This is a genomic window from Methylobacterium fujisawaense (genome assembly GCF_039619325.1).
GTDB lineage: Bacteria > Pseudomonadota > Alphaproteobacteria > Rhizobiales > Beijerinckiaceae > Methylobacterium > Methylobacterium fujisawaense.
The window spans coordinates 3,766,523-3,780,617 of the sequence record NZ_CP155000.1 but is presented as its reverse complement, the minus strand read 5'-3'; the positions used below and the strand labels follow the sequence as shown (position 1 = coordinate 3,780,617).

Sequence of the window (14,095 nt, the reverse complement as noted above, 5' to 3'; positions counted from 1 at the left end):
CCATGCCGCTCCAGTCCCACGAGACCGCCTTCACGCAGGCGCCCGCACCGCCGCGCCCGGTGCCGGTGATCGCCGACGCCGCGGCGGCGCTGGCCATCGCCGACGCGCTGGCGGCCGCGTTCGCGGAGGCCGCGGTCGCGCGCGATCTCGAGCGGCGCCTGCCGGTCGCCGAGGTCGAGCGCTTCAGCGAATCCGGCCTCTGGGCGATCACGGTGCCGAAGGCCTATGGCGGCCCCGGCCTCGACAGCGCCACGGTCGCGCAGGTGATCGCCCGGATCGCCGCGGCGGACGGGTCCCTCGGCCAGATCCCGCAGAACCATTTCTACGCCCTGGAGGTGCTCCGCAACGGCGGCACCGAGGCCCAGAAGCGCGACCTCTACGGCCGCGTCCTGGCGGGCGAGCGCTTCGGCAACGCGCTGGCCGAGATCGGCGCGCGGGACCACACCCGCCGCACCCGGCTCGTGCGCGATCCGGCCGGCTGGTTCGTCGAGGGCCGCAAGTATTACTGCACCGGCTCGCTCTTCGCCCACCGCATCCCGACGCTGGTCGAGGCCGAGGAGGCGGGCCGCACGGCCACCTACCTGGTCTTCATCCCCCGGGACGCGCCGGGCGTGACCCTGGTGGACGATTGGGACGGGTTCGGCCAGCGGGTCACCGGCTCGGGCTCGGTCCTGTTCGAGCGGGTCGCCGTGGAGCCCCGCTGGGTGGTGCCGTTCCAGGCCTCGCTGGAGCGGCCCACCGCCATCGGCCCCTTCGCGCAGATCCTGCACGCCGGGATCGATCTCGGCATCGGCGAAGGCGCCTTCGCGGCGACGCTGCCCTTCGTGCGGGACCGCGCCCGGCCCTGGATCGATTCCGGCGTCACCCGAGCGAGCGAGGATCCCCTGACCCTCCACGCGCTGGGCGACGTCCAGGTCCGCCTCGCGGCGGCCGACGCCCTGCTGACGCGGGCCGGCCGCTTCGTGGACGCCGCGCAGGACGCCCCCGATGCGGACAACGTCGCGGCGGCCTCCGTGGCGGTGGCGGAGGCCCGGGCGGCGAGCCACCGGGCCGGGCTGCTGGCGTCCAACAGGCTCCTCGAACTCGGCGGCACCTCCGCCACCGACCGGGCCGAGGCGCTGGACCGCTACTGGCGCAACGTCCGCACCCACACCCTGCACGATCCGGTGCGCTGGAAGTACCACTGGATCGGCGCCTACCACCTCGACGGCCGGCTGCCGCCCCGGCACGGAGCGCTCTGATGGCCGCCCAGAAGAAGCAGATCCTGTTGAACGCCTTCAACATGGCCTGCGTGGGCCACATCAATCACGGGCTCTGGACGCACCCGCGCGACCGCTCGTCGGCCTACAACACGCTGGGCTACTGGACCGACCAGGCGAAGCTCCTGGAGCGCGGCCTGTTCGACGGCCTGTTCATCGCCGACATCATCGGCGTCTACGACGTCTACGGCGACGGCATCGACGTGACCGCCCGGGAGGCCGTGCAGCTCCCGGTCAACGACCCGACCGTGATGATCGCCGCCATGGCGGCGGTGACCGAACATCTCGGCTTCGGGGTGACGATCAACGTCCACCAGGAGGCGCCCTACACCTTCGCCCGGCGCCTCTCGACCCTCGACCACCTGACCGGCGGCCGGATCGGCTGGAACATCGTCACCGGCTACCTCGACAGCGCCCACCGCGCCCAGAGCGGCGGCACGTTGCCGGCACACGACCGGCGCTACGACTACGCCGACGAGTATCTGGAGGTTCTCTACCGGCTCTGGGAGGGCAGCTGGGACGACGCCGCCGTGCGCCGCGACCGGGCGGCCCGGGTGTTCAGCGATCCGGCCCATATCCGCAAGGTCGCCCACCGGGGCGAGTTCTTCGCGGTCGACGGCTACCACCTGTCCGAGCCGTCGCCCCAGCGCACGCCCGTCCTCTACCAGGCGGGCGCCTCGGGCCGCGGCCGCGCCTTCGCGGGCCGCCACGCCGAGTGCGTGTTCATCTCGGCCCGCGACACGGCCACCGCCCGCGAGTCCGTCCGCGCCATCCGGGCCGAGGCGGTCGCGGCCGGCCGCAATCCCGACGACGTGAAAGTCTTCGTCGGCCTCGCGGTGATCCCCGGCCGGACCCGGGCGGAGGCCGAGGCCAAGCGGGACGAATACCTGTCCTACGCGAGCCCGGAGGCGGGGCTCGCGCATTTCTCCGCCTCCACGGGGATCGACTTCGCCCGCTACGGCCTCGACGAGGCGATCCCCTACGCGCCGGGCAACGCCATCCAGTCGGCCACGGCGGCGGCGGCCAAGCGCGGGCTGACGAAGCGCGACCTCCTGGCCGAATTGCAGCTCGGCGGCCGCTACCCGGTGCTCACCGGCGACGCGGTCGCCATCGCCGACGAGCTCCAGGCCTGGATCGAGGAGGGCGAGGTCGACGGCTTCAACCTCAGCCGGATCGTCGTGCCGGAGAGCTTTTCCGACTTCATCGACCTCGTGATCCCGGAACTGCAGGATCGCGGCCTCTACAAGACCGCCTATGCCGAGGGTTCGCTGCGGGCGAAGCTCTTCGGCCAGGGCGACCGGCTGCCCGCGCGCCACCCGGCCGAGGCCCACCGCCACCGCGGCGCGCCTCAGCGATCCTGAGCCTCGCCGCTCTCGGAGCCGAACCAGCGGCTGTAGATCTCGTCGTAGCGGCCATCCTCCCTGAGGCCGAGGAGGGCTTGGTTGACGCGCTTGCGCCGGGGGTCGTTCGCCGCGAACAGGATGCCGTAGGCCTGCCGGTTGAAGGCCGGCCCGATCAGGCGCAGCGGCGCGTGGCCGGGCTGCGTCGCGTAGTAGCTCAGGGCGGGGGCATCGTAGACCACCGCGGCGACCGTGCCGGCCTGCAGGGCCGCGCAGGCCTCCTCCAGGCTCGCGAACCCCACCGGCGTGGCGAAGTGGTCCGCCAGATAGGCGACCGACGTGGTGTGGGCGACCGTGCCCACCCGCTTGCCCGGCAGGTCCTGCGGGCCGTTGATCGCGCCGCGCAGGCGCTCCACCGTCGCCGTGCTGGTCAGGCCGGCGGTGAACCACGCCACCAGGGCGATGCAGGTGAACAGCCAGACCACCGTGATGGCCCGCGCGAGGGGGCTGCGCGGCATCTCCTCCGCCTGCGCGGCGAGGCTGCTCAGCGCCCACCAGAGGACATGGGCGAAGCCGTGCGCCGGCCGGGCCCGCGCCGCCATGCCGCCGGGATGGCGGCGTTCGAGCCACCAGATCAGCGCCGCCACCGCGAGGATGAGGGCGGCGAGCCCCAGGAGGACCTGCAGGAAGGTGGCGTCGCTCAGGAGCGCCCGGAGGGCCCGGCCGGTGGCCGAGCCGGTCGCGTCCGGCGCCGCCGGGACGGCGATGCGCAGGCCGGTCTCCAGCATCGTGACCGAGAAGTCGAACCGCCGCTCGCGCTCCGCGGTGATCGACACCGCCGCGATGGCGAGGTCCGCGCGCCCGTCCGAGACCGCCCCGAACAGCGCCGGCAGGTCGTCGACGCGGACGAAGGCGGTCCGGACGCCCAGCTCCCGGGCGATGGCGTTCCAGAGATCGATGCTGAACCCGCGCAGCCGGCCCTCCGCCTCCATGACCAGGGGCGGCACCGGATGCGTCGCGACCCGCCACGTCTCGGGATCGTTCGTGCGGAGCGCGAGGGACGGCCCCTCCGACACGCCCTCGGATGCCGCCCGAGCCGTGTCCCGGGTCTCGGCGCGCAAAGGGTCCGCGGCCACCGGCACGGCGGCCGCGAGGCAGAGGCAGAACGCCACGACGCCCGCAGGCGCGACGGCGCGCCGTCGACCGGTGGACGGGCGCGGCATGTCAGAGGCTCTCGATCCAGTTGCGCAGGACGGCCCCGGGCGCGGGGTCGGGGTGGGCGTCCAGGCGCTGGGACGCATCGCTGGGGATGAAGCCGAACCGGCGCTTGAACGCCCGCCGGAAGGTCCGCTCGTCCGAGAAGCCGACCGCGAAGGCGACCTGCGAGATGCGCAGGGGCTTGGACGCATCGTCGCGCACGAGCATCCGCATCGCCGCCATCAGGCGCCGGTCGCGGATATACGCCACGATGCCGTTGGGGGCGAACAGGCGGTACAGGGTCGAGCGCGACAGGCCGAGCCGCGCCGCGACCAGGGCGGGCGTCAGCTTCGGGTTGCCGAGTTCCGCCTCGACGAGGCGGCGGACGCGGATCCGGACGTCCTGGTTCTGGGACGGGCGCCCCTCCTCCTGGCCGCGCAGCCAGCTGGCGCAGAGCTGGGTGATCGCCGTCGAGGCCGCCAGGGCCTCGCGCCGGTCGAGGAGGTCGCCGCAGGCGACGACGTTGGCGACGAAATTGTGGACCAGCCGCCCGAACGGGTCGCCGTCATGGTCGAGGGGGCGGCCGTGCAGGGCGTCCGGGTGGCAGCCCTGCTTCTCCAGAAGCGCGCGGGGGATCACGACGTTGGTGGCGTCGACCGCGCCCGCGACGATGCGCACGGGCTGGGCGAGATCGAAGACGATGCACTGGACCTCGTTCACCGGGCCGGTGCCGTGATCGGTCTCCACGCGGCTCTGCCCCCGGCGGTAGAACTGCAGCAGGATGTGATCGAGGCCCTGCTGGCCGATCATCTCCCGCGTCCGCACGAGGGTGTGCGCCGGCGCCACCACGTCGCCGACCAGCAGGTCGCCGAGATGGTAGCTGCGCATCGCGATCGGGATGGTGAGATCGGTCTCCGGGCGGAAGCTCACGTCGAAGATGGGCGCGAGATGGTCCTGCCAGGCCCGGCCGAGCGCCTCCGGATCACCGGGCGGCTCGAACCGCAGGCAGGCGACCTCGCCGCCCGGGGCGTCGCCGCCGGCGGGTGCCACGTCCGGGTCCCGGTTTCTATCCTCGGAAGACATACGTGGAGCCTGACACCTGCTGTTAGCGCGACCGATGAAGAACGAGGGCCTGCCCCAAGGTGACGCGTGGCAACGCGGTCGGGTCGTCCCGCACGTTAGCCGCGTCCATCCGGACAGTCCTCCTATCTCCCGCCGACCCGAGCAGCTGTACACTGTCGTTTGTCGCTGCGGCGTGCGATTCGACGCAGGTGTCGCCCGACCGGGCCGCAGCGGGCCCAGCATCGGAGGATTCTGACCTGCGCGCCGGTGGGATGGTTCCTTCCGTCTCAGAAAGGGGGATCCCCGTTTCAGAATGTTGCGCGCGGCGCAGAGTGTGGCTGCAATGTGATAGTTCGTTAAAGCCGCATTTTCTAACCCCCGCGCAAAGTCTGTGACAGGCATGACGGGGGTCAGTCCGATGGTCCAACAGTATAGCGACGTCGAGCATGCGACCGGATCCTGTGATCCGAGCAGGAGCACGGGCGCCGGAACGCGACGGTGCGGCCCCGTCCGGATGGGATTGCTGGTCGGCAGCTCGCTCGCCACGCTCGCGCTGGCTCTGGGACCTGTGGCGGCGCAGACCGTGCCGGCGCGCTCGCCCTCGACTTTCGGACTGACAGCGGCTGATTTCTCGAACTGGTCGGCTTACCAAGGTGATTGGGGGCTCGCCGCGATCAATGCCGCGACGGCTTACGCGCATGGCTATACGGGGCTCGGCGTCTCGGTGGCAGTTGTCGATAGCGGCATCGACCCCAATCACCCGAAATTTGCTGGGCGGATATCGTCTGCCTCTCGGAACTTTTGGCTCACCGATCCCCCTGGAGCGATCCGCAGCACTCTTCTCGTCGACCTCAACAGTCATGGGACGCACGTTTCAGGAACGATCGGGGCATCTGCAGCCGGCGGCGAGATGATGGGCGTCGCTTTTGAAAGCACGCTGCTCTCACTGAATGCGATTATGGGCCCGGCCGAGGCCAATTTTATCAAGCAGAGATTGGGCCTCAACGAAATCTCGACCGATGCCAATGCCGCGGTTGATTTCGCGGCAGCCAATGGGGCGCGAGTTCTCAATGGCAGCTATGGCCCCTCCTTGCCGACCAAGCTCATTCTCGATGATAACGGCAATGTAATATCTAATCCTTATTACGTTCAGCTGAAAATACAATCATACGAATACGGCGACGCACTGGCGGAGTACAGCGCCCTCAAACGTGCCGCAGACAAAGGTATGCTGCTAGTCTTTGCGGCTGGCAATGAGCGTGAAGATCAGGAAAAAGTCGCCGTCAATCCGACCGGCGTTGCGTTCTATCCTTTCATACATCCAAGCAACGCAAACATCGGCGTCTATCAGCTCAATGATGGTCAAAATCGGCCGATCGATCAGTCGAAGGTCGATTTTTCAGACTTGTCAGGCTACATCGTTTCAGTCGTCGCAACTGACAAAAACAATCAAATCGGATCTTTCAGCAATCTATGCGGCGTGACAGCAGCTTGGTGTATAGCCGCCCCCGGCGTGGGTATCTACTCGACCGTTCCAGGCGGCGGATACGGGTTAAAAAATGGTACATCGATGGCAGCGCCGCATGTCTCCGGTGCCGCAGCCGTGCTGATGCAGGCGTTCCCGTTCCTGACGGCGCCGCAGATCGCCCAGACGATGTTCACCACCGCCACCCACCTCGGCGACGGACCGGCCAACGCCCCGAACGCCACCTTCGGCTGGGGCCTGCTCAACCTCGGCAAGGCGATCGACGGTCCGGGCCAGTTCACCTCGACCTGGACGGTCAACACCACCTATAACGGCCAAGCCTATTACGGCCGCTTCGCCAACGACATCTCGGGCGTCGGCGGCCTGATCAAGACCGGGCTCGGCACCCTCGAACTCGCCGGCACCAACAGCTATGCCGGCGGCACCGCCGTCTACGGCGGCACCCTCGCCGTCTCTCGCGACGCCAACCTCGGCGCCGCCGGCACCGGCCTGACCCTCGGCGGCGGCACCCTCGAGGTCCTGGCCGACGGATTCGCCACCGCCCGCCCGCTCACCCTCTCCGGCCCCGGCACCCTGCAGATCGACGGCGGCACGTCCACCTTCGCGGGTCCGATCGCCGACGGCAGCCAGCCGGGCGTGCTCGTCAAGACCGGACCCGGCACCGCCATCCTGTCGGCCGCCAACACCGTCACCGGCGGCGCCCTGGTCGGCGCCGGCACCCTGACCCTGACCGCCACCGGCAGCCTCGCCGCACCGGTCCGCATCGGCCCCGCGGCGAGCCTCCTCAATGCCGGTCTGGTCTCCGGCGGCGTCGGCAATCTCGGCGTCCTGGGCAACAGCGGCACCATCGCGGGCGGCCTCGCCAATGCCGGGCTGGCCCTCAACACCGGCACGATCACCGGCGGGGTGGCCAACACCGGCAGCCTGGCCAACAGCGGCGCCCTCGCGGGCGGCCTGACCAACACCGGCACAGCCCTCAACACCGGCGCCATCGCGGGCGGCGTGGCCAACACCGGCAGCCTCGCCAGCAGCGGCACCATCGCGGGCGGCCTGACCAACACCGGCACCGTGCTGGCCAGCGCCGGCCGCATCGACGGCGCCATCGCGAACAACGCCGGGCTGCTCGCCGTCTCCGGCAACGTCGCCAGCGACGGCACCCTCGCCAACGCCGCCGGCGCGACCCTCGCCGTCACCGCAGGCGGCCGCTACAGCCTCGCCGGGCCGCTCGCCAATGCCGGCATCGTCGTCCTCGCCCAGACCGCCAGCCTCACCGCGCCGGCCGGCTTCGGCAATGCCGGCCTCGTCGCCAGCGACGGCACCCTCACCACCGACCTGACCAATACCGGCCTTGCCCGCCTGTCCGGGCAGCTCAACGGCGCGCTGACCAACACCGGGCTGATCCAGGTCACCGGGCCGCTGGCCGGCCTCACCACCCTGACCAATGCCGGCGCCCTCGACCTCGGCAGTGGCGCCCTCACGGTGGCGAGCCTGTCCGGCCCCGCCTCCGCCGTCCTGGGCAACGGCGCCCTCACGGTCGCCGGCCTGGCCTCCACCACCTATGCCGGCGCCATCCTGGAGACCGCCAGCCCCACCAGCCTGACCCAGGCCGGCACGGGCACGCTCACGCTCACCGGCACCGGCCGCTTCTCCGGCCCGACCACGATCCAGGCCGGCACGCTCGCGCTCAACGGCCTCTGGGCCTCGCCCGTGACGGTGGCCGCCGCCGGCACCCTGCGCGGCATCGGCACGATCGCCGCCCCGGTCACGGTGGCCGGCGCCCTGCGGCCGGGCAACTCCCCCGGCACCCTCACGGTGCTCGGCCCGGTGGCCTTCGCCCCCGGCAGCCGTCTCGGCCTCGACATCGACGGACCCGGCACCGGCACGGGTGCCGGCAGCTACGCCCGGCTCCTGGCGCTGGGGGCCACCGGCACGGTGTCGGCGGGGGGCACCCTCGTGCCGGAGCTGCGCGGCCTCACCGGCAACGCCACCAACGCCTTCACCCCGGCCCTCGGCCAGCGCTTCGGCGTCCTCACCGCTCAAGGGGGGCTGTCGGGCTCGTTCACCGGCCTCGCCCAGCCGACGACGGGGCTTCCGGCCGGCACGCGCTTCGACGCCCTCTACGCCGCCACCGGCCTCGACCTCGTGGTCACGCCGGCGGCCTACGGCAACCTCGCCGGGCTGGGCCTCTCCCAAACCGGCAACGCCCAGGCCGTGGGCGCGGCGCTGGACGTCGCCCGCCCGGCCGCCGGCACCCGGCCGGACGCGGCCCGGGCGCGGGTCTACGATCCGCTCTACGCGGCCAGCCCGGCCACCCTGCCGGGCGGCCTGGCCAGCCTGTCGGGCCAGAGCTACGGCGACGCGGTGATGACCGATCTCTCCGCGCGCCGGCTGATCGCCGACGCGATCGACCGGCACCAGCGCGGGCTGGGCGGCGGGACGGCGGCGTTCGGCGCGGGCGATCCGGGCCTGGGCCCGAACCGCACGGCGCTGCAGGTGCGCGGCGCCGCCGGGGTGCCGGACCAGCCGCTGGCGGTGGGCGAGGGCCGGGTCTGGGCGGACGCGCTGTACGGGTTCGGCGACCGGGCCGGCGATCGGGCGGCCTCGGGCGCCGGTTACGGCGCGGGCGGCCTGCTCGTGGGCGTCGACCGGCAGGTCGGGGCGGAGACGCAGGTGGGCGGGGCGTTCAGCTACCTGCGCGAGACCGGCACGTCGCGGGGGGCGGGGCTCGGCCGGTTCACCACGGACAGCTACGGCGGCAGCCTGTACGCGCAGACGCGTCTGGGGCCGGTGGTGCTGCGCGGGACGGCGGGGGTGTCGTACGCGGACGGGCGGATCGACCGGACGGTGGCCTTGGGCACGGCGGTGTCGCAGGCGAGCGGTCTGGCCTCGGGCTGGAACGGCGGGGTGGCGGGCTTTGCCGGGTACGCGCTGGCCGTGGATCTGCCGGTCGAGGTCGTGCCGGAGGTGGGGTTCAGCTACGACCGGCTGACGCGCGGCCGGGTGGCCGAGCGGGGCGGCCTGGGCGGCCAGGGGTTCGGGGGCCAAGGGTTGGGCGGCCAGGGATTCGCGGTGGCCGATCTCGACGCGGCGCGCAGCCTCGTGGGCGGCCGCGTGGCGAGCGTGGCCTTCGCGGGCGTGCCGGACCTGCGGCTGGAGGGTCGGGCCTATTGGGCGCACGAGCTGGCCGACACTTACGCGGTGGTCCGCTCCGGCCTGTTCGGGGCGCAGTTTGCCGCCCGCACCAGCGCCCTCGGCCGGGACGGAGCGGTCCTGGGGGTGAGCCTGACCGGGCCGGTGGCGGACGGCGTGCGGTTGACCCTGGGCTACACCGGTGACGTGCGTCCGGGCGCCACCGCCCAGGTCTTCGCCGCAGGCCTCCAGGCCGCATGGTGAGGCACGCCGACCGCACGCAGGCCGGCGCCGTGCTCCGGAGGGAGGCATGCAGGACCGCAGAGAATCGGGCGATCCGTCGATCGAGGCCAAGCCGGCATCGCACCGGCCCGGCCGGTTGCGGCGGCTGGTCGATCTGCTCGAAGGGATCGAGCTGCTGGTCCAGGCGGTTCGGCTGGTCGGATGGCTCCTGAGAGGATTGTGGCTGGCCGCCGGGGCCCTCGTGCGCGCCTTCGGGGATCGATGAGCCGCACGGCGGCCCCACCATCCCCGCCGATGCATGGCCGCTCCGTCCGAAGCCCGTCTCGTGTCGGTGGGACAGTAACGGCGCTCCGATGCAGAGCGGCGCGCAGGCGGAGATGTTTCACGGGAAACACCCGCCCGATTGGCCGAAGCCCCGACAACCGCGTCCGGCGCGGGCGCGGGACCCGGTGCTTCAGCCGAACAGCGCGCGCGCCACGATCTGCGGGTCGAGAGGTTTCTGGCAGAGGGCCACGGCTCCGTGGAGGGACGGCACCGCGACCGGATCGTAGCCGGTCGCGAACAGGAACGGCACACCCCGCGCGTACAGCGCGTCGGCGACGGGATAGACGAGCTCGTCCTGCAGGTTGATGTCGAGCACCGCGGCGTCGATCGCGGCCGTGCGGGCGATCAGCGCCAGCGCCTCGCCGACACTGGGCACCGGTCCCAGCACCTCGGCACCGCCCGCCTCGAAGCCGGACTTGAGATCGATGGCGATGAAGTAGTCATCCTCGACCAGCAGGACCCGCCTGCCGGCCAGCGTGCGTGGAGTCGGGGTCATGCGGGGCTGCCTGCGGCTTCTCCGTCGGGGAGGGGAATGTTGATCGCGCAATAGAGCGCGGTGTCGCCGAGTTCGTAGCTGGTGGTCGCCTTGAGGGCATAGGGGAGGGCGTGCTCGATCAGTTCCCGCCCGTATCCGCCCCGCGGCGGCGCGTCCGCCGAATCCGGTCGACGGACGAGACCGTCCTCCACCCATTCCACCAGCAGCCGGCCGCCGCCATCGTCCGCCCGGTAGGTCCGCCACGTCACCGTCAGGCGCCCCTCCTCGCTGGTGAGCGCGCCGTATTTCAGCGCGTTGGTGGCGAGTTCGTGCAGGGCCAGCGCGAAGGTCTGCACCGTCGCCTTGCGCAACCGCACCACGGGGCCGTGGAGCCGGATGCGCGCCTGCATGGCCGGAGCGTCGAGGGCGGCGAGTTCCGTCTCGATCAGGGCGCGGAGCGTGATCGGCTCCTGATCCGAGCGGGAGAGGAGGCCCTGGACCCGGGAGAGGGCGGACAGGCGGTCGTTGAAGCGCTCCCGGAACGTCTCGCCGGGCCCGGTCTGAGCCATCGTCTGCTGGGCGATGGAGCGCACGACGCCGAGCAGGTTCCGGGTCCGGTGCTGCAGCTCGGCGACCATGACCTGCTGCCGCTCCTGAAACTGGCGCAGATCGTCGATGTCGGTCGAGGTTCCGAGCCACTCGACGATCCGGCCCTGCGCGTCGCGGACCGGGGCGGCCCGGGTCTGGAACCAGCAGAAGCGCTGCTCGGCCGCGTTGCGGAGCCGGTGCTCGAAGGAGAGGTGGCCGCTCACCGGAGCCTCACGCCAAGCGGTCTCGGCTGCCGCGTAATCGTCCGCATGGACCGCGTCCAGCCAGCCCCAGCCCCGGCTCGTCGCCTCGGTCTGACCCGTATAGGCGTGCCATTGCGGGCTGGACCAGATGCAGGCACCGTCGATCGCGGCGCGCCAGACGAGCTGCGGGATGCCCTGGGCGAGGGTGCGGAACAGCTCCTCGCTCTCCCGGAGGCGGCGCTCGGCCAACACCCGCTCGGTGCTTTCGACCACGATGGCGATGACCCCGGCGGGCCGACCATCCGCGCCGAAGACCGGCGAGTAGTCGAGGTTCATCCAGACCGGCTCGGGCTGGCCGTAGCGGTGCAGGGTCAGTTCCTGGTCCTTGTAGGAAAGCGTCCCGCCAGCCAGTCCGACACGCATCACGTTGTCGTTGAAATCGACGATCTCGGGCCAGCCCTCGCGCACCTTGGAGCCGAGCAGCTTGGGATGGCGCGCCCCCGCGAAGACGGAATAGGCATCGTTGTAGATCATGATGCCGTCCTCGCCCCACAGCAGCACGATCGGCACCGGCGATTGCAGCAGGGTGCTGACCGTGAAGATCAGGCTCTGGGGCCAATCCGCCAGGGGCCCCAGCGGCGTCTGCGTCCAATCATAGGTCCGGACCAGGTCCGCGAGTTCGCTGCAACCGGCCGAGAAGATGCAGGCCTCGCTCATGCGGTGACCGACTGAAGAGGCTCGAGCCCGGGCGAGCGCCGCGGGACTGGAGCGGGGATCGTTCCGCGACCGGCCCGGGGGCGGCCCGTCGTGCAGATCACGACCAGGTACTACACAGCCCCGGGGCTTGATAGGGGCGCCCTCATCGTCGAAGCGGCCATCGGCTCCGGGTCTTGCGACCATCCGACGGGTCCGGAAAGCCGGATGTCGCGACATCGCATCGGTCTTCACGCCACCACGCCACAGCGCGCTCCACGAGCGCCACGGCGGATGCCCGCGGCCCTGTCGGATCCGACAGGACGAATGCAGGGACGAACCGCCGGTGACGTGCCCTAGCGGCGGCCCGCCGGCTCCGGAAAGCGCCGGGCGAACCAGTCGCGCAGGAGCTGGCGCTCGTAATACAGGCTGCCGGTGGAGAAACGCGGGTTAGACGTCAGCAGGAAGTTGATATCCGTCACCGTGTCCTCGCCCTGCGCGACGATTCGACCGCCGCGGTGCAGGACATAGGCGAGGCGGATCCGTGGCGGCGTCGCATCCGTCACGACCCGCAGGCCCGTCGGCGTCGCGAAGCCGGGGCGCTCGAAGCCGGCGAGATCGACATCGAGGACGATGATGTCGAGGCGCTCATCCGGGCGGAGCCGCGCCGTGCCGAGATCCCGGAAGATCCGGGTCAGCTCGGCGAGGGTGACCCGGAGCGGCTGCCCGGAGCCGAACCGGTTCTCGGCATCGGTGAACCGATCCGGATCGGCATAGCGCACATGGACCTGTGCCTGGACGATCGGAGCCTCTGCGACCTGAGCCTGGACGACCTGAGCCTGGACTTGGGCGGCGGCTGGTCCGGCCAGGGGCAGCAGAACCGTGACCGCGAACCCGGCCCAGCAGCCGGCGAGACGCCTGCGCATGTCGAACTCCTCCCCGAACCGCTTCCCGACGGCGCGGCGTGGGCCTGCGGGGTGGGACCACCCGAGCGGAGCCACAGAGCCCACGCTCATCCCCGACGGCCGGCTGCGACCGAATGGCCCTGACCCGTTCATAGTCTCGCCGTGTTCCGGGCGCCTCGTACCACTCCCGGCCCGAGGGGCGAGCCGGTCATGGGAGTCCGACGCGCATGATGAACTCTGTTCTGGCGCTTCTTACCGTCGTGGCGGTTTTGGTGGTCACGGCGCTGATCAAGCTGCCGCTGCTGCCGTTCCGCCTCCTGGGCCGTCTCCTGCGCAGCCGCCCGGCGACCGCCTGATCGAGCCGCTCAGGTGGCCGTGTCGATGCAGAATTCCATCCCGCGACCCGGCCCCTGATCGGAATAATCGACGAGCGCCAGTCCGCGCTCGGCCAGGGTCGCCTCCACGGTGTCCCGCTCCTTGCGCACCATCTGGCCGACCGCCAGGGGGGTCAGCCGCGGACTCGCGCGCCGCACCTGATCGACCCCGATGCTCGCCGGCAGGCCCGCCCCTTCGGCAATCCGGGCCAGGGCGAGCCCCAGATCCCGCGCCTTGGTCTCCGCGGCGGATTTCGGCTTGTAGGCCATCTGCTTCTCCTTCTCGGCGGCCGCCCGCCTCAGGCGGCCCGCGTGTCGACGTTCACGTCGGGAAAGGCCCGGATCCAGACGCGCCGCCCCTTGGCGTCGTAGACCTCGACCTGCCAGCCCGACCAATCGAACCGCTCCACGACCCGCTCCATCAGAGCCAGGGCGACGCGCTCGGCATGGGCCCGCATCGGCGCCCCGTCGGGCAACCGGCTGCCGCACAGGTCGGTCACCAGCTCGTGGCCGTCCGTACAGTGGAAACGGTACAGCCGCGTCGGCCTTGAGGCTCTCTCGATCAATCCACAGGGCTCCACGGCGATCCGAGACAGGACGCGTCGGCGGTTGAAACTGCCGATCCGAAGCGCTCTGTTCATGCTCTGTTCTATACAGATTCGAAGCGCGATACACCCTGGTCCCGAGACGAGACCTGCGGAGATTCGTCTCAGGGAAGCCGAGGCGATCGCCTTTGCCGATCACCCGGCGGCCAAGGGCGACGGCGCAGCGCGTCGACCGGCAGCCGGCTGATTGTCCGGGGCTATGGCCGTGGCCG

General features: G+C 71.4%; 12 protein-coding genes. 5 read left to right on the top strand and 7 right to left on the bottom strand.

The features are described from left to right. Positions 1–2 precede the first annotated feature (2 nt). Positions 3–1,241 carry an SfnB family sulfur acquisition oxidoreductase gene (locus ABC766_RS17890; protein ID WP_345819157.1) on the top strand — a complete coding sequence of 413 codons (1,239 nt, stop codon included), beginning with the start codon at positions 3–5 and terminating at the stop codon, positions 1,239–1,241. Then, on the top strand, positions 1,241–2,620 hold the full coding sequence (locus ABC766_RS17885; protein ID WP_043759531.1) for an LLM class flavin-dependent oxidoreductase: 1,380 nt from the start codon (positions 1,241–1,243) through the stop codon (positions 2,618–2,620). The genes ABC766_RS17890 and ABC766_RS17885 overlap by 1 nt, the downstream gene beginning before the upstream one ends. On the opposite strand, the gene ABC766_RS17880 is transcribed toward ABC766_RS17885, so the two are convergent. Then, positions 2,608–3,822 (bottom strand): transporter substrate-binding domain-containing protein, encoded by a 1,215-nt coding sequence (locus ABC766_RS17880; RefSeq protein ID WP_043347999.1) that lies wholly within the window; start codon positions 3,820–3,822, stop codon positions 2,608–2,610. The two genes, ABC766_RS17885 and ABC766_RS17880, sit on opposite strands and share 13 nt — an antisense overlap. A 1-nt stretch (position 3,823) precedes the next feature. After that, entirely contained in the window at positions 3,824–4,846 is a 1,023-nt protein-coding gene (locus tag ABC766_RS17875) for a helix-turn-helix domain-containing protein (RefSeq protein WP_236952740.1), read from the bottom strand. Positions 4,847–5,258: 412 nt separating this feature from the next. On the opposite strand from ABC766_RS17875, the gene ABC766_RS17870 reads away from it, so the two are divergent. After that, a complete protein-coding gene (locus tag ABC766_RS17870) occupies positions 5,259–9,737 on the top strand; it encodes a S8 family serine peptidase (protein ID WP_345819156.1) in 4,479 nt (1,492 codons plus the stop codon). Positions 9,738–9,783: 46 nt separating this feature from the next. Then, on the top strand, positions 9,784–9,981 hold the full coding sequence (locus ABC766_RS17865) for a hypothetical protein (RefSeq protein ID WP_342142137.1): 198 nt from the start codon (positions 9,784–9,786) through the stop codon (positions 9,979–9,981). Positions 9,982–10,170: 189 nt separating this feature from the next. Here ABC766_RS17865 and ABC766_RS17860 read toward each other — a convergent pair whose 3' ends face one another. The 3 genes from ABC766_RS17860 to ABC766_RS17850 all read right to left on the bottom strand — a co-directional run bounded on the left by ABC766_RS17860 (position 10,171) and on the right by ABC766_RS17850 (position 12,925). Next, on the bottom strand, positions 10,171–10,536 hold the full coding sequence (locus ABC766_RS17860) for a hypothetical protein (RefSeq protein ID WP_075380990.1): 366 nt from the start codon (positions 10,534–10,536) through the stop codon (positions 10,171–10,173). Beyond that, positions 10,533–12,023, bottom strand: coding sequence for a sensor histidine kinase (locus ABC766_RS17855; protein ID WP_342142138.1), 1,491 nt, complete (start codon positions 12,021–12,023; stop codon positions 10,533–10,535). Before ABC766_RS17855 ends, ABC766_RS17860 begins: the two co-directional genes overlap by 4 nt. Positions 12,024–12,355: 332 nt before the next feature. Beyond that, positions 12,356–12,925 (bottom strand): DUF3016 domain-containing protein, encoded by a 570-nt coding sequence (locus ABC766_RS17850; protein ID WP_342142139.1) that lies wholly within the window; start codon positions 12,923–12,925, stop codon positions 12,356–12,358. 206 nt (positions 12,926–13,131) lie between these two features. Between ABC766_RS17850 and ABC766_RS17845 the strand changes: the two genes are divergently transcribed. Then, on the top strand, positions 13,132–13,260 hold the full coding sequence (locus ABC766_RS17845) for a hypothetical protein (RefSeq protein WP_257787387.1): 129 nt from the start codon (positions 13,132–13,134) through the stop codon (positions 13,258–13,260). Positions 13,261–13,269: 9 nt separating this feature from the next. Here the strand turns inward: ABC766_RS17845 and ABC766_RS17840 are convergent, their stop codons facing one another. Then, positions 13,270–13,548, bottom strand: a complete 279-nt coding sequence (locus tag ABC766_RS17840) for a hypothetical protein (protein ID WP_043348032.1) — start codon at positions 13,546–13,548, stop codon at positions 13,270–13,272. A 29-nt stretch (positions 13,549–13,577) separates the two neighbouring features. Continuing rightward, positions 13,578–13,919 (bottom strand): DUF6894 family protein, encoded by a 342-nt coding sequence (locus ABC766_RS17835; RefSeq protein WP_244538979.1) that lies wholly within the window; start codon positions 13,917–13,919, stop codon positions 13,578–13,580. Positions 13,920–14,095: the final 176 nt, after the last annotated feature.